14 protein-coding genes are annotated in these 14,808 nt (G+C 74.5%); 3 read left to right on the plus strand and 11 right to left on the minus strand.

Features of this window, described 5'->3' with window-relative positions:
- Nucleotides 1-290: 290 nt before the first annotated feature.
- The 3 genes from JE024_RS06120 to JE024_RS06130 form a co-directional block, all read right to left on the minus strand.
- Nucleotides 291-2,096, minus strand: coding sequence for a hypothetical protein (locus JE024_RS06120; protein ID WP_205372611.1), 1,806 nt, complete (start codon nt 2,094-2,096; stop codon nt 291-293).
- Nucleotides 2,097-2,177: 81 nt separating this feature from the next.
- Nucleotides 2,178-2,558 carry a PPOX class F420-dependent oxidoreductase gene (locus tag JE024_RS06125; protein WP_205372612.1) on the minus strand — a complete coding sequence of 127 codons (381 nt, stop codon included), beginning with the start codon at nt 2,556-2,558 and terminating at the stop codon, nt 2,178-2,180.
- Nucleotides 2,559-2,568: 10 nt separating this feature from the next.
- A complete protein-coding gene (locus JE024_RS06130) occupies nt 2,569-2,844 on the minus strand; it encodes a helix-turn-helix domain-containing protein (RefSeq protein ID WP_205372613.1) in 276 nt (91 codons plus the stop codon).
- 64 nt (nt 2,845-2,908) lie between these two features.
- Here JE024_RS06130 and map point away from each other — a divergent pair, with 64 nt between their 5' ends.
- Nucleotides 2,909-3,676, plus strand: coding sequence for a type I methionyl aminopeptidase (map, locus tag JE024_RS06135; RefSeq protein WP_205372614.1), 768 nt, complete (start codon nt 2,909-2,911; stop codon nt 3,674-3,676).
- A 43-nt stretch (nt 3,677-3,719) separates the two neighbouring features.
- Here map and JE024_RS06140 read toward each other — a convergent pair whose 3' ends face one another.
- Together JE024_RS06140 and ggt are read right to left on the minus strand one after the other, a co-directional pair.
- Nucleotides 3,720-4,454, minus strand: a complete 735-nt coding sequence (locus tag JE024_RS06140; protein WP_205372615.1) for a glycoside hydrolase family 75 protein — start codon at nt 4,452-4,454, stop codon at nt 3,720-3,722.
- Nucleotides 4,455-4,603: 149 nt separating this feature from the next.
- Nucleotides 4,604-6,430 (minus strand): gamma-glutamyltransferase, encoded by a 1,827-nt coding sequence (gene ggt / locus JE024_RS06145; protein WP_205372616.1) that lies wholly within the window; start codon nt 6,428-6,430, stop codon nt 4,604-4,606.
- A gap of 105 nt (nt 6,431-6,535) precedes the next feature.
- Between ggt and JE024_RS06150 the strand changes: the two genes are divergently transcribed.
- Complete coding sequence (locus tag JE024_RS06150) at nt 6,536-7,282, plus strand: hypothetical protein (protein WP_205372617.1); 747 nt, start codon at nt 6,536-6,538, stop codon at nt 7,280-7,282.
- A gap of 607 nt (nt 7,283-7,889) precedes the next feature.
- On the opposite strand, the gene JE024_RS06155 is transcribed toward JE024_RS06150, so the two are convergent.
- The 6 genes from JE024_RS06155 to JE024_RS06180 all read right to left on the minus strand — a co-directional run bounded on the left by JE024_RS06155 (nt 7,890) and on the right by JE024_RS06180 (nt 13,680).
- Nucleotides 7,890-8,633 carry an amino acid ABC transporter ATP-binding protein gene (locus tag JE024_RS06155; RefSeq protein WP_205372618.1) on the minus strand — a complete coding sequence of 248 codons (744 nt, stop codon included), beginning with the start codon at nt 8,631-8,633 and terminating at the stop codon, nt 7,890-7,892.
- Between the two features lie 150 nt (nt 8,634-8,783).
- A complete protein-coding gene (locus JE024_RS06160; RefSeq protein WP_205372619.1) occupies nt 8,784-9,236 on the minus strand; it encodes a DUF6278 family protein in 453 nt (150 codons plus the stop codon).
- Between the two features lie 58 nt (nt 9,237-9,294).
- Nucleotides 9,295-10,074 (minus strand): exodeoxyribonuclease III, encoded by a 780-nt coding sequence (locus tag JE024_RS06165; RefSeq protein ID WP_205372620.1) that lies wholly within the window; start codon nt 10,072-10,074, stop codon nt 9,295-9,297.
- Nucleotides 10,075-10,155: 81 nt separating this feature from the next.
- Nucleotides 10,156-10,800 (minus strand): MBL fold metallo-hydrolase, encoded by a 645-nt coding sequence (locus JE024_RS06170; protein ID WP_205372621.1) that lies wholly within the window; start codon nt 10,798-10,800, stop codon nt 10,156-10,158.
- A 12-nt stretch (nt 10,801-10,812) separates the two neighbouring features.
- A complete protein-coding gene (gene pcaDC / locus JE024_RS06175) occupies nt 10,813-12,096 on the minus strand; it encodes a bifunctional 3-oxoadipate enol-lactonase/4-carboxymuconolactone decarboxylase PcaDC (protein WP_205372622.1) in 1,284 nt (427 codons plus the stop codon).
- A gap of 303 nt (nt 12,097-12,399) precedes the next feature.
- Nucleotides 12,400-13,680, minus strand: a complete 1,281-nt coding sequence (locus JE024_RS06180) for an FG-GAP-like repeat-containing protein (RefSeq protein WP_244882615.1) — start codon at nt 13,678-13,680, stop codon at nt 12,400-12,402.
- 546 nt (nt 13,681-14,226) lie between these two features.
- Here JE024_RS06180 and JE024_RS06185 point away from each other — a divergent pair.
- Nucleotides 14,227-14,760 (plus strand): hypothetical protein, encoded by a 534-nt coding sequence (locus JE024_RS06185; protein WP_205372624.1) that lies wholly within the window; start codon nt 14,227-14,229, stop codon nt 14,758-14,760.
- The last annotated feature ends 48 nt before the right edge of the window (nt 14,761-14,808 follow it).

The following is a 14,808-nucleotide window of genomic DNA, read 5'->3' on the forward strand; positions in this document are numbered from 1 at the left end:
CCGTCAACCCGCAGAGTCGATCATGTTTCGCACTCGCGCGGTCGATGTCGAAACGATTTCCACACGATGCGGGTGCCGGCGGGGCCGGCAGGGGGTGGGGCGCCCCGGCACGGGGCGCCCCCCCGCGGGTGACGGGCCCCGGGCGGGGCGGGGTTGGGCGCGCGCCGCGGGGCGCGCGGAGCGCGGCGGGGGCGTCCCGGCACGGGTGACGCCCCTGCGGCCGGGGCGCGGTTGGGGGCGCGGGGAGCGCGGCGGGGGCGTCCCGGCACGGGGAGCGTCCCGGCGCCGGGTCAGGCGGCGAGGTGGCCGGCGACGCGGAGGGCGTGGATCAGGTCGCGTTCACGGGACGGGGAGACGGCACGGGCCGCCGCCAGTAGGCGCGGGACGAGGCGGAAGGGGTCGCGTTCGGCGACCCGGGCGGTGTCCTCGGCGCTGCGGACCTCGACGTAGGCCGCGAGCAGCGCCCCGGCGCGGGGGGCCATGCCCTCGTCCTCCAGCGCCATCACGGTGTCCGCGATCTCACCGGCGGGACGCGCGACGCCCTGCCGCAGCAGCAGCCGCCCGTCGTCGCCGCGGCCCGCCAGGGCGAGCGCGTCCGCGGCGGCGGCCACCCGCGCGGCGGGCTGCGAGGCGACCTCCCACAGCAGGGTGGTCCAGTCGGCGCCGAGCCCGGCACGCTCCAGCTCGGTGCGGAGCGCGGGCAGCCACGCGCCGGGGCGCGCCGCGGCCTCGCAGAGCACGACGTGGGCCTCTCCCCCGCGTCCCTCGGCCCGCAGGCGGCCCAGGGCCGCGACGGTCCCGCGGGCCGCCAGGACGGCCTCCTCGGGGTCCGGCGCGGGCTCGGCGACGGTCACCGGGGCCGGGGAGGCCCCGCCGTAGCGGGCGCCCCGGGGGATGTCACCGGCCACCGGGAGCACGGGCACGGCGACGGCCCCGTCACCGTCCTCCTCGACCCCCGCGAACCGCGCACTGCCTCTGCGCCGCCGCGCCTTGGCGGGTTTGGCGGGGGCTGCGGGCGCCCCTGCCGTGGCGGCTTGCCCCGCCGTGGCGGGGGAAGCCACCACGGCGGGGTGCGGGGCACCGGCGGGGCGCGGTGCGTCGGTGGTCGGCGACGGGGCGCCGACGGCGTGCGGAGGCCCTCCGGGCCCCGGCCCAGCGGCAGCGCCCACGGCGGACGCCGGCGTGGCGGCGCCGCTCGACGGTCCGAGGGGATGCGGTGCGGCGTCCGAGCCGGACGCACCGACGGCACCCCGCCCCTCGCCAGGGTCCGGCACCGGGTGGCCACCGGCGTACCCCGGGGCACCGGCACTGCTCACCGCAGCCGCGGCGGACGCCGGGCCACCCGCGCCGCTCGACGGTCCCAAGGGATGGGGCGGGAGCGGTTCACCTGCGGTGGGCGCCGGGTCGCCGCCGGCGTACGGCGACGCACCGGCGGTGCTCGGCCGGCCCGGACGACGCGGCGCGTCGGCGGGACCGGACGCACCGACGGCAGGCCACCCCTCGCCAGGGTCCGGCACCGGGTGGCCGCCGGCGTGCGGCGACCCGCCCGCCGCACCCACCCCCGCCGCGCCGCTCGGCGGTCCCAGGGGATGGGGCGGGTCGAGGCGGGAGAGGCGGGTTGTCAGTTCGGCGATGCGGGCCATCGCCCGGGCGTGGTCGTCGCGGGTCCAGGCCAGTTCGACGGTGAGGCGTTCGGCCTCGGGGCCGCGCCCGGGCTCCGCGGACAGCAGGCGGAGCAGCTCGCCCGCCCGGTGCTTCGCGTACACCTCCTCGCGGCGCATCAGCTCCAGCCGCTCCAGCAGCGCCGCACGGCCCCCGGGGCGCCGGTCGTGTGCCGTCGCCGCGGCGGTGTGCAGGGCGCGGGCACGGGCCGTCTCCTGCTCCGCGTAGACGGCCCCGGTCACCGCGGCGAGGTCGTGGAGGAGGGATCCGACCACGTCCCAGGGCGGGATCTCGACCCCGTCGAGACACGCGCGCATGCCCTCGGGATCACGCTGCCAGAAGATCGCGCACCAGCCGTCCCTGCGGTCGGTCCGGCCGCACAGATCCGTCAGGTACCGGGCGAACTCCCCTGCCTCGTACGGAAGTCGGTGCATCGTCGTCGCCACCTGCCAGTCGGGGGAACAACCGGAAGGCATTCGACCGCACGCGTGTTACGGCACGGCTACGCGCCGTTTTCAGAAGGTGACGACGATGCCGGTGTGCGGCCGCTTGCCCAGCCGGGCGACGGTGGCGGGCCAGTCCACCAGCCAGAACTGCCAGGTGTACTTGCGGGACAGCAGCCTGCGCACCCCGCGCAGCCCGTCCGCGCCGATCAGGCGGGCCGTGCCCTCCGCGGTGGGCGCGCCCTCCGCGACGTTGCCGCGCGCGTCGCACACGGTGACCCGCACCCGGCTGTCGTTGCGCAGGCGCTTGACCTTCCAGGAGTCGGACCGGGTCCAGACGAACAACTCGCCCCCGTCCACGGCGAACCAGACCGGTGTCGCCACCGCCGTGCCGTTCCTGCGGTAGGTGGTGAGGCTGATGTACCGGGCCGCGGCGAAGATCTCTGCGCTCATGCCGCAGAGGCTACGCCGCCCGCTCCCCCGCCCCGAGCGCGGGCACCAGGGCGCAGCGCTGGATCAGGTCGTCCATCGACAGCCCGAGCGTGCCCGCGAGGGCGGCGACGGTGAAGAACGCGGGCGTCGGCGCGCGGCCCGTCTCGATCTTGCGCAGGGTCTCGGCGGAGAGGCCGGCGGCGGCGGCGACGTCCGTCATGCTGCGGCCGCCGCGCGCCTCGCGCAGCAGCCGGCCGAGACGCTCGCCGCGTTCGTGCTCTTCGGGGGTGAGGGGGGTGCGCACCATGCCGTTATTCTAATCCCGGACGGAGCGGTATTTGAATACCGGTGCGACCGGTATAGTAATTGGCATGGTGGAGATCAAGACTGACGCGTCCATGGACGCGATGCGTGAAGCGGGCCGTGTCGTGGCCCAGGCTCTGGCGGCGGCCCGGGAGACGGCCGCGGTGGGGGTGTCGCTGCGGGATCTGGACGCGGCCGCCCGGGAGGTGCTCGACAAGGCGGGCGCCGGATCCCCGTTCCTCGGGTACCACCCCGACTGGGCGCCCGTCCCCTTCCCCGCGGTCGTCTGCGCGTCCGTCAACGACGAGATCGTGCACGGGATCCCGGGCGACCGGCGGCTGCGGGACGGCGACGTGGTGAGCGTCGACTGCGGGGCGCTCCTGGACGGCTGGGCCGGCGACGCGGCCGTCACGTTCACGGTGGGCCGGGCGCGCCCCGCCGACACCCGGCTGATCCGGACGGCGGAGGAGGCCCTCGCCGCCGGGATCGGGGCCGCCGTGGTCGGCAACCGGATCGGGGACATCGCCCACGCCGTCGGCAGCGTGTGCCGCGCGGCGGGCTACGGCATCCCCGACGGCTTCGGCGGCCACGGCATCGGGCGGCAGATGCACGAGGACCCGGGCGTGCCCAACGAGGGCCGCCCGGGCCGGGGCATGCGGCTGCGGCACGGGATGGTCCTCGCCATCGAGCCGATGGTCATCGCCGGGGGCGGCGACGACTTCCACACGGCCCGCGACGGCTGGACGCTGCGCACCAACGACGGCAGCCGCGCCGCCCACGCCGAGCACACCGTCGCCGTCACCGCGGACGGCCCGCGCATCCTGACCGCCCTCTGAGGCCCTCGGGGGCCCCGGCCGCACGCCACCCGGGCACGGGGCGTCAGCCTCCCGCCGCGGCGGCCCCGGCGACGAGACGGGCCGCGTGCGCCTCGCCGAGGGAGACCGCGGCGGCGTGGCTCTCGATCGGCTGCGCGCGGGCCCCGGTGAACAGGATGTACGTGACGCCCGACGGGGCGCCGCCCGTCGTCGGGTGCGGGTCGATGCCGAGCGCCCGCGCCGCCGCGTAGGACGCCTCGCCGATGATGTCGGCGGGGCCGGTGTCGCCGACGACCCCGTAGACGACCCGGTCCCCGTACACCAGGGCCGCGACGGTCCCGCCCCGGATGCCGGAGGCCCGGTAGTTCCAGACGCCGCTCGCCCCCGGCACCACGACGAACGGCAGTTCCTCCGCGTTGAGATGCCGTCCGTCGGACTGCTGGAAGGCCGTGGTCGGCTGGAAGTACCGGTCGGTGCGGCTGTTGCAGTGGGTCGTGGGCACCCCGTCGCAGTCGATGTCGAGGTCGGCCTTCCAGTGCACGACCCCGCCCCGCTCGCAGACGGGGACGTTCGCCGGGGCACCGCGGTCGGTGCGGTACCTGCTTTGGGAGATCTGGTCGCAGCCGCCGAGCGCGGCCAGCAGGCGGTCGGCCGGGACCGCGGCCCCGGACAAGGCCGCGGCCGTCGCCGGGCCCGTGTCAGCCGGGGCGGCCGCGGTGTCCGCGGCGGCGGGCAGCGCGGCCGCCGCGATCAGGGCACATCCGGCGACCGTGGCCAGTACGGAGTTTCGCTTGCGCACAGGGGAGCCTTTCTGTCGCAGGGCTCCCTACCCCCGACCGCCCCGGCCCCCTCCGCGCCGCCCGCCGGACGGGTGAACTCCGCGGGCGGCGGGCGCCGGTGACGCCCCGCCACCGGTGCCCGCGCCGGGGGCCGGGGCGCCCGGGCCCGTCAGCGCTCCGGGTGCACCACCATCGCCGAGCCGCCGCCGCGGCGGACCTTCTCGGCCGCCGCGAGCAGCCGGCCGTCGGGGAGGCGCTGGATGCCGGTGGCCGCGCCGATCTCCGGGTTCAGACGGAAGGCGTGCCCGATGGCCTCCAGCCGTGCGCGCAGCGCCGTGTCCTCCCACAGACCCGGTTCCACCTCGGTGGTGGTCTGGTTGCGCTGGCTGGCGCGCGGGGCCGCGATGGCGTCGACGAGCGGCAGGCCGCGGTCGAGGTGGCCGGTGAGGGTCTGGAGCACGGTGGTGATGATCGTCGCGCCGCCGGGCGAACCGAGCGCCAGCACGGGGCGGTCGTGGCGGTCCAGGACGATCGTCGGCGCCATGGAGGACCGCGGGCGCTTGCCGGGACCGGGCAGGTTCGGGTCGTGGACGGCCGGGTCCGCGGGGGCGAACGAGAAGTCGGTCAGCTCGTTGTTGAGCAGGAAGCCCCGCCCCGGCACGGTGATCCCGCTGCCGCCGGTCGACTCGATGGTCAGCGTGTAGGCGACGACGTTGCCCCACTTGTCGGCGGTCGTCAGATGCGTGGTGTTCTCGCCCTCGTACGTGGTGGGCGCCGCGCGTCCGCCGGTGCCGCAGGCCGTGGGCCGGCGCGGGTCGCCGGGGGCGAGGGGGCTGGTGAGGACCGCGTCGTCCTTGATCAGGCAGCCGCGCGCGTCCGCGAACCGCTGGGACAGCAGCCCCCGCACGGGCACGTCCTCGAAGGCGGGGTCGCCCACCCAGCGGCCCCGGTCCGCGAAGGTGATCCGGCTCGCCTCGATGAAGCGGTGGAGGTAGCCGGCCTCGTCCGCGCGGGACAGGTCGTGACGCTCAAGGATGTTGAGCGCCTCGCCGACACTGGTGCCGCCCGACGAGGAGGGCGCCATGCCGTAGACGTCCAGGCCCCGGTAGGAGACCTTGGTGGGCGCGCGGCGGATCGTCCCGTACGCCCTCAGGTCGCGGCCGGTGAGGTCGCCGGAGCGGACCACCCGGGTCGCCCCGGGGCCGACGGGCGGTTCCTGGACGGTGCGGACGATGTCGTCGGCGATCGGGCCCCGGTAGAGGGCGCCGGCGCCGTGGCGGCCGATCTCCCGGTAGGTGCGGGCCAGATCGGGGTTGCGGAAGGTGGCGCCGACCTCGGGCAGCCGCCCGCCGGGCAGGAAGAGTTCGGCGCTGGCGGGGAAGTCCGCGAAGCGCTCCTGGTTGGACTGGGTCTGGGAGCGGAAGGTGGCGTCGACGGTGAAGCCGCGGTCGGCCAGGCGCTCCGCGGGCTCCAGCAGCCGTCCGAGGGGCCTGCTGCCCCAGGCGTCGAGGACGGTCTCCCAGGTCGCCGGTGTGCCGGGGGTGCCGACCGATCGTCCGGACGTCATCGCCTCGGCGAACGGGATGGGCTTGCCGTCCTCCAGGAAGAGCGAGGAGTCCGCCGAACGGGGCGCCGTCTCACGGCCGTCGACGGTGTGCACGGTGCGGGACCGGGCGTCGTAGTAGACGAAGTAGCCGCCTCCGCCGATGCCGGCGGAGTACGGCTCGGTGACCCCGAGGGCGGCCGCCGTGGCGACGGCGGCGTCCACCGCGTTCCCGCCGCGGCGCAACACCTCGATGCCCGCGGCGGAGGCGTCCCGGTCGACGCTGGCGACCGCGCCGCCGTGGCCGACGGCGACGGGCGTCTTCGCCGGCGCCGCAGCCCCCGCCCCGGCCGCCGGGGCGGGCGCGTGGGTCGGCGGCGCCGCGGCCCCGATCGAGAGAACGGCCGCGAGAACGGCCGGTACCGCCACATTCCGTACGGCGGGACGGCGCATGCGTACCTCCAGTGTGGATGGGTCCGCGCAGCGTAACGTCGCCGCGGTCCGGGCGTCAGGACCGCCTCGGGCGGGTGTGGCGGGGCCCCGCTACCATGCGCCCCCATGACTGACGACGTACGCAACATCGTGCTCGGCGTGGTGGCCGCGGGCATCAGTGCCGCGATCGGCTGGCTCGCGCGCACCCATCTGTGGCGGCGCAGACTCCGCCGCAAGCAGGCGTTCTTCGGGATGCCGGGGAACTCGGAGTGTGTGCTGGTCGTCAACCGCGAGGCGGGCCGGGACGGTTCGGTGCACCGGTTCGACGTGTTCGCGCTGCTGGAGCTGTCGGCGCTGATCAAGGACTGCGGCGCGCACGCGCAGATCATCTGGCACGACATAGCCCAGCAGGGCTTCGGCGAACGCACGGAGTTCTGCGTGGGCGGGCCGGTGTCCAACCGGCGGATGGCGGCGCATCTGCACTCGATGCTGCCCGGGGTGACGATGAACACGGACGCCGAACCGGGGCCCGACCAGGGCTCGTTCCAGATCGGCTCCGAGCGGTACCGGATGGAGCCGGGCACGACCGAGTACGTGCTGCTGGCGCGGCTGACGAGCGGTCAGGAGAGCCGTCCGGTCTTCCTCTTCTGCGGCCAGCGCGCCATCACCAACCAGGCGGCGACCCGTTATCTGGCCCGCCACCACGAGAAGCTGGCGCGCAAGCACGGGAACGGCTCGTTCGTGCTGCTGCTGAAGGTCGTCAACTCGCAGGCGTACGGGCCCGACGTGGTCGAACTGGTGGCGGACGTGACCCGGCAGGCGCAGGCGGCGCAGCCGGGACCGCGGGCCTCGCACCGCGCCGCCTCCTCCTGACCGGGGACGCGCGCCCTGTGTGCGCGGCGCCCGGGAGTCCCTGCGCGCCGCGGGGTCGGTGCGGGCCCGGGTGTCCGTGTGCCCGGGAGTCCGTTGACGCCGCAGGGTCCGTGCGCGCCCGGGAGTCCGGCGTCCGCCGAGGGTCCGTGCGCGCCCGGGAGTCCGGCGTCCGCCGAGGGGTCGTGTACGCGGAGGGGTCGCTGCGCGCCGGGGGTCCGCTTGCGCCAAGGAGAGCGGCACCCCGCGCCGCCCGCAACGGCGGCGCGGGGCCCGCTCGGCCTCGGCGAGCCGGCCGGTGGTGCGCCGTGTGCCGGCCCGCATCGAGCACAACCCGTCCGGTGGGCAGCTGACCTTCTCCTCGCCGGCGGGCGGACCGTCGGTCGGACGGGTCCGCCGCACGGGGAGTGATCACCGGCTGCCACCGGTCCCTGCTCCGGGCAGGGAAGGGCGATGCCCCATGAGCTGCTGCCCCCTGTGTCCCCTTGTCCGGGAAGCCGGGGGCGGCCGCACCATCACCATGGGGATGAACGGCACATCGTAGTCCGCTTCGCGCACGGCAGGCGGGCGTACGGTAACGGACACCTCGTGAGCGGCATGGACGTCCCCCTCAGTGCTTGAGGATCTTGGAGAGGAAATCCTTGGCCCGTTCGCTCTCCGGGTGGGTGAAGAAGTCGTCCGGGGCGCGGTCCTCGACGATCCGGCCGTCCGCCATGAACACCACGCGGTTGGCCGCCGAACGCGCGAAGCCCATCTCGTGGGTGACCACGATCATCGTCATGCCCTCGGCGGCGAGGCCCCGCATCACTTCCAGCACCTCGTTGATCATCTCAGGGTCGAGGGCGGACGTCGGCTCGTCGAAGAGCATGGCCTTCGGGTCCATGGCGAGGGCGCGGGCGATGGCCACCCGCTGCTGCTGTCCGCCGGAGAGCTGGGCGGGATACTTGTCGGCCTGGTCGGCGAGGCCGACCCGGCCGAGGAGTTCGCGGGCCCGGCGCTCGGCGTCCTCCTTCTTGCGGCCGCGGACCTTGACCGGGCCGAGGGCGACGTTCGCGAGCACCGTCCGGTGCGCGAAGAGGTTGAACGACTGGAAGACCATGCCGACGTCGGCGCGGAGCCGGGCGAGTTCACGGCCCTCGGGAGGCAGCGGCACGCCGTCGATGACGATGGTGCCGGACTCGACGTCCTCCAGGCCGTTGACGGCCCGGCACAGCGTCGACTTGCCGGAACCGGACGGTCCGATGACCACCACGACCTCACCGCGGCCGACCGTGAGATCGATGTCCTTGAGGACATGGAGCTGTCCGAAGTGCTTGTTGACGTCACGCAGCTCGATCAACGGATCGACGGCCATACACTGCCCTGCCCCTGGTCGCTGTGTCGCGGTGATCGCAAACTATCCAGCCGGGAAAGGCACTTCGCACCGACACGCATAAGCGGCGGATAAGGCGTATGAGGCGAGAATCATCCCGCCCAGCGTCCGGCCCCGCGCGGGACCGGACGCTCACGCCTCGGCGGCCTCCGCGTAGACGTGGGACAGCTCGGGCGCGCCGTTGACCGCCCAGTCCAGGCCGGCCTCCACCACACCGATCTCGCGCCCCGAGGCCAGCCGGACGACGGGGTGGCCGCCCGGCCAGATGTGCCAGGCCGCCCCCGGGACGGTGCGCACGATCACGGTGCCCAGGTAGAGGCCCGCGTCGTTGCCCAGCCAGGGGAGCTCCTCCGGGTCGTCGCGCCAGCGCGGCGGGAGCTGGTCCAGCGCGGACAACGACCCCGGGGAGTCGTCCAGTTCGAGCCCGGCCTGGGCCACCCGGGCCCGCAGCAGCTCGCACTCGGACAGCAGCTCGGTGATGGCCTCGGCGCGCTCCGGATCACGGTCCTGCGCCACGACGGACGCCTCGTGCTCCCCGTCGTCGGCGTGGCGCCTGAGCCAGTTGTCCAAGAAAGGGATGTTCATACCGTTCAGCCTCGCATCCCGGCCGCCCGGTGCACCACTGGGCGCGCTCCGGTGAACTCTACGTATCCAGGTCGACAACGACCGGTGCGTGGTCGGACGCGCCCTTGCCCTTGCGCTCCTCGCGGTCGACGTAGCCGTCCTTGACCGCACCGGCGAACGCCGCGTTGCCGTAGACGAGGTCGATCCGCATGCCGCGGTTCTTGGGGAAGCAGAGCTGGCGGTAGTCCCAGTACGTGAAGGGGTGGTCGTACTTCAGGGGGCGCGGGACGACGTCGCTCAGGCCGCGTTCGCGCAGTGCCGCGAGCGCGGCGCGCTCGGGGGCGGTGACATGGGTGAGGCCCTCGAAGGCGGCGGTGTCCCAGACGTCGTCGTCGGTGGGGGCGATGTTGTAGTCGCCCATCACCGCGAACGGCCGGTCGCCCGCGGCGTCCTCGGCGACGGCCTCGGACAGGGCCTCCAGCCACCGCAGCTTGTAGGCGTAGTGGTCGTGCGCGACCTCCCGCCCGTTGGGCACGTACACGGACCAGACGCGGGCGGCGCCGCAGGTCGCCGAGATCGACCTGGGCTCCTGGACGCCCTCGTACGCGGGCCCGCCGGGCAGGCCCTTGACCACGTCGTCGAGCCCGACCCTGGACAGGATCGCCACGCCGTTCCACCGGCCGGTCGCATGGACGGCGGACTCGTAGCCCAGCTCACGCAGGGCGTCGGCCGGGAACTGCTCCTCGGTGCACTTGGTCTCCTGGACGCACAGCACGTCCGTGCCGCTGCTCTCCAGCCAGGCCAGCAGCCGCGGCAGCCGGGCGGTGATCGAGTTGACGTTCCATGTGGCGATACGCATGCCGCAAGCCTACTGGCGGGGTACGACAGTCCGGCGTACGACGGCCGGGGCGCCCCCGGCGCGCGGGGGCGCCGGGCCCGGTCAGGCGGGGGCCGCGAGCTCCCGGGACTCCCCCGGGGCGAGGCGGCCGTGCTCGGCGCCCCCGAGCTCGCCGATCTGCCGGTCGTAGACGGGCCGCGCCAGGTCGGTGAGCAGGGCGTCGTGGATGTCGATGGCCCGGCGGGGCGCGACCTCGCGCACGTAGTCGATGACCTCGGAGATCTTGTTCCAGGGCGCGTGCACCGGCAGCATCAGGGTGTCGACGGGCCGGCCGGGGACGGTGAGCGCGTCGCCGGGGTGGAAGACGGAACCGTCCACGAGATAGCCGACGTTCGTGATCCGGGGGATGTCCGGGTGGATCACGGCGTGCAGCTCGCCGTGCACCTCGACCGCGAAGCCCGCGGCGTCGAAGGTGTCGCCGTCGCCGACGGTGTGCACCCGGCCGACGAAGGCGGGCGACAGGCGTTCGGCGACGCTGCGCAGCGTCCACAGCGCCGCCTCCGGATTCGCCTCCAGCGCCGCCCTCAGCCGCCCCTCGTCGAAGTGGTCGGGGTGCTCGTGGGTGACGAGAAGGGCGTCGGCCCCGGCGGCGGCGTCCGGTTCGCTGAAGCCGCCGGGGTCGATGACGAGCGTGCGCCCGTCCTTCTCCAGCCGGACACAGGAATGGGTCTTCTTGACGATCCTCATCCCTCCATCCTGCTACGCGCGGGGGGTGGTCTCCTCCCGGATCACGGCCTGGGCGACGCGGAAGGCCGCGTTCGCCGCCGGGACCCCGCAGTAGACCGCGGCGTGCAGGAACACCTCGCGGATCTCGGCCGGCGTCAGCCCGTTGCGCAGGGCGGCGCGGGTGTGGACGGCGAGGTCGTCGAGGTGGCCGCCGGCCAGCAGGGCGGTCAGGGTGACACAGCTCCGGGCGCGCCGGTCGAGCCCTTCCCGGGACCAGACCTCGCCCCAGGCGTAGCGGGTGACGAGTTCCTGGAAGTCGCCGGTGAACGCGTCGGCGGCGTCCGTCGCGGCGTCCACGTGGGCGTCGCCGAGCACCTCGCGGCGGATCTTGATGCCGGCGTCGTACGGGTCGGGGCGGCCGGTGAGGGCCTGCGGCGGCTGCTCGGGCGCGGCGGACTCGATCTCGGCGACGGGCAGCACGGGCGCGGAGGTGGCCGGGGCGGCGCTCTGGACGACGGGCACCGCGGTCTGGGTGTCGTGCCAGGAGGTGGCGAAGTGGTGGCCGAGGAGGTCGGTGACGGCGGCCGGCTGCTCGACGGGGGCGAGGTGGGAGGCGCCGGGGACGAGGGCGAGACGGGCGTCGGGTATGCCGGCGACGAGCGTGCGGGCCTCGGCGGGGCCGGTCACCTGGTCCTCGGAGCCGACGAGGACCAGGGTGGGCACGCCGACGCGGCCGAGTTCGGCCCGGACGTCGAAGGCGGCCAGCGCCTCGCAGGCGGCGATGTAGCAGCCGGGGTCGGTGGTGCGCACCATCTGGACGGCCCACTCGACGATCGCGGGCTGCGCGGCGGCGAAGCCGGCGGTGAACCAGCGCTCCGGGGCGCTGCGGGCCATGGGGTCGAGGCCGTTGGTGCGGACCACGACGCCGCGCTGGCGGAACTCGTCGGCGGTGCCGAAGCGGGGCGAGGCGGCGACCAGGGCGAGGGAGGCGACCCGGTGGGGCCTGCGCAGGGCGAGTTCGAGCCCGATCGCGCCGCCGATGGAGCAGCCCGCGTAGCCGAAGCGCTGCACACCGAGACCGTCGAGGGTCGCGAGCACCCGCTCGGCGAGGTCGGTCACGGAGCCGGCCGGGTGGGCGGGGGCGCCGCCGTGGCCGGGCAGGTCGAACCGGACCAGCCGCCACCGTTCGGCGAGTTCCGCGATCTGTCGGTCCCACATGTGCCATGTGGTGCCCAGAGAAGGGCCGAGGACCAGCGTCGGGGCATCTTCGGGCCCGTCGACGCGGTATTGCAGGGTGTTCGGTGGTATCTCGCTCACCCGTCAGACCCTCTCATCTCCCACGAGATCGCATATGGCCGGTGCCAACCTAACGGCTTGCCGCGCACAGCACCGCCACCGATCGGCCCCGCCCGGGCGCCGCGCGCACGGCCGGAACAGCAGGCACGTCGGCCCGGACCTGCTGTTCCGGCACTCCGCCGTGCGGGCCGCCCCACAGTGTGGCGGCATCGCGAAGATCTTCGGCATCCGGCTTCACACACCACTGTTCGGTGGTTTCGCACGGGTATGTCCGGCCGGCTCGGGGCGCGGTGAGCACGATGCCGCCGCTCGCGCCGCCCCTCGTCAGAACACCTGCTTGAAGGCCCCCCAGCCGTGGCCGATCTTCACCGGACTGCCCAGGCCGTTGCCGCTGTGCGGGTAGTACCAGAGGCTCCCCGACCCGTCGACACCGAGGACGTCCGCCTTGCCGTCACCGCTGAAGTCGGAGGCGAACACCTGCTGGAAGGCGCCCCAGCCGTGGCCGATCTTCACCGGACCGCCCAGGCCGTTGCCGCTGTGCGGGTAGTACCAGAGGCTCCCCGACCCGTCGACGCCCAGGACGTCCGCCTTGCCGTCACCGCTGAAGTCGGAGGCGAACACCTGCTGGAAGGCGCCCCAGCCGTGGCCGATCTTCACCGGACCGCCGAAGCCGTTGCCGCTGTGCGGGTAGTACCAGAGGCTCCCCGACCCGTCGACGCCCAGGACGTCCGCCTTGCCGTCACCGCTCCAGTCCGCGGCCGTCACGTGCTCGAACGCGCCCCAGCCCTGCCCGATCCGGGTGGAGGCCGACAGCTTGAAGCCGTTGTTCGGGTAGTACAGCAGGCTGCCCGACGCGTCCACGCCCAGGACGTCGGCGGCTCCGTCACCGCTCCAGTCGGCGGCCATGACGTGCTTGAACGCGCCCCAGCCCTGCCCGATCCGGGTGGGAGCCGACAGCTTGAAGCCGTTGTTCGGGTAGTACAGCAGGCTGCCCGACGCGTCCACGCCCAGGACGTCGGCGGCTCCGTCACCGCTGAAGTCGGACACCCGCTCGCCGTCGGGCCGCAGCGTCTGTCCGCCGTTCTGGCTCACCGGCGCGTAGCCGGTGGGGTAACTGGTGCCGGTCTCCACCGTGTTGGGGATGGCGCGGCTGCGCCAGGAGTCGCAGTGGACGAGATTCCAGTGCAGGTGCGGGCCGGTCGCGTTGCCGGTGGCTCCGGATGTGCCGATCCGCTGCCCCTGCGCCACTCGGCCCCCGGCATTGACGACGGTGGAACTGAGGTGGGCGTACTGACTGCACAGGTTGTCGCCGTGGTCGATCAGCGCCATGATGCCGCCGCCGGTCGACCAGCCCTCGAAGTGCACGGTGCCGGCCGCGGAGGCGACGATCGGCGTGCCGGTGGGCATGGCGAAGTCGACGGCGTGGCGGTTGTAGTCGTCGTTGTGCGAGTAGCCGCTGCCGGGGGTCTGCGTGATCGTGTACGCCGACCCGGCGGGGTACGGCAGTTTGAAGGGGGCTCCGGGAGCCGCCTGTGCCGAGCCGAGCGGAATCCCCAGACAGGCGAGGAGCAAGGTGCAGGTGACGGCAAGGCCGCGTTTCCTCACGGGCGTCTCCTTCTTCACGAGGTGTGTCCTGGTCGATGGAGCGACTGAAGCCCCGCCACGAGTCGGCCCCCGTCGCGCGACCGTCAACTCCCTTGTGCACAGCAGGACTTGACCACTCGGGGCGGCGCGGAGCCACGGTAGCCTACGCGCATAGATTTCTCCCGCGCGCACACGGGCCGCCGCCCGGCACGCACGACGGGACCGGCACGCACGACGAGACCGGCACGCGCGACGAGGCCGTCACACACGACGGGACCGGCGCGGGCGACGCGGCGGCACGGGCGACGCGGCGGGCCGGAGTCCGTACGGACCGGCGGCGGCGCCCCCGACAAGGGTCCGCACCGCAGACGCGGACCAGGTTCGGCGCACAGGCCCCGCCCCGCCCGAACCGCTCCCCCGGCGGGCCCAGTTGGCCCGATCCCGGCGGGCCCGGCTGGCCCGATCCCGGCGATTGACAGCGACCCGAAGATCATAGTTAGGTTTGCCTTACCTAAGTTGAACGCGGCTTCCGGTCGCGTCGCAGGTTCCCCAGGAGAGGTCTCCCTCATGAGAGTCACCGCCCGCACCGCCGCCCGCACCGGTCTCGCCCTCGCCGCGTCGGCCGCCCTGACCCTGGGCCTGGCCGGCTCCGCCTCCGCCGCCACCTCGACCCGCACGGTCGTCGACGGCGGCACCACGTACAGCCTGTCCGTGACCGCCCCGGGCACGGCGTCCGCCGCCGGGCAGGTCATCACGGTCACCGGTGCGGGCTTCAACCCCGGCCAGGGCGTCTACGTCGGCCTCTGCGTGGTCGACGGCGCGGCCGGCACCAACAAGCCGACCCCGTGCCTCGGCGGCCAGGACGAGAGCGGCTCCACCGGCGCCTCGCACTGGGTCAACAACACCTTCGGCGGGCTGTTCGCCAACAGCTCGAAGTTCGGCGCCGGCGGCACCTTCGACGTCGACATCTACGTCAAGGCCACCCTCGACGACGGCAGCGTCTGCGGCCAGGACGTCGAGTGCGCCGTGGTGACCCGCGCCGACCACTTCGACAGCGGCGACCGGAAGTACGACGTGCACGTCCCCGTCACCTTCCAGTAGCCGCCCGCCGGCCGGGCCCCACTCCGGCGGGGCCCGGCTCCCGCCCAC

The sequence above is a fragment of the Streptomyces zhihengii genome (assembly GCF_016919245.1).
GTDB classification, from domain to species: Bacteria; Actinomycetota; Actinomycetes; order Streptomycetales; family Streptomycetaceae; genus Streptomyces; species Streptomyces zhihengii.

Coding starts and splice junctions, on each gene's coding strand:
- JE024_RS06120 (WP_205372611.1), bottom strand. CDS start 2,096: ATGCACCGACTTCCGTACGAGGCAGGGGAGTTCGCCCGGTACCTGACG.
- JE024_RS06125 (WP_205372612.1), bottom strand. CDS start 2,558: ATGAGCGCAGAGATCTTCGCCGCGGCCCGGTACATCAGCCTCACCACC.
- JE024_RS06130 (WP_205372613.1), bottom strand. CDS start 2,844: ATGGTGCGCACCCCCCTCACCCCCGAAGAGCACGAACGCGGCGAGCGT.
- map (WP_205372614.1), top strand. CDS start 2,909: ATGGTGGAGATCAAGACTGACGCGTCCATGGACGCGATGCGTGAAGCG.
- ggt (WP_205372616.1), bottom strand. CDS start 6,430: ATGCGCCGTCCCGCCGTACGGAATGTGGCGGTACCGGCCGTTCTCGCG.
- JE024_RS06150 (WP_205372617.1), top strand. CDS start 6,536: ATGACTGACGACGTACGCAACATCGTGCTCGGCGTGGTGGCCGCGGGC.
- JE024_RS06155 (WP_205372618.1), bottom strand. CDS start 8,633: ATGGCCGTCGATCCGTTGATCGAGCTGCGTGACGTCAACAAGCACTTC.
- JE024_RS06160 (WP_205372619.1), bottom strand. CDS start 9,236: ATGAACATCCCTTTCTTGGACAACTGGCTCAGGCGCCACGCCGACGAC.
- JE024_RS06165 (WP_205372620.1), bottom strand. CDS start 10,074: ATGCGTATCGCCACATGGAACGTCAACTCGATCACCGCCCGGCTGCCG.
- JE024_RS06170 (WP_205372621.1), bottom strand. CDS start 10,800: ATGAGGATCGTCAAGAAGACCCATTCCTGTGTCCGGCTGGAGAAGGAC.
- JE024_RS06185 (WP_205372624.1), top strand. CDS start 14,227: ATGAGAGTCACCGCCCGCACCGCCGCCCGCACCGGTCTCGCCCTCGCC.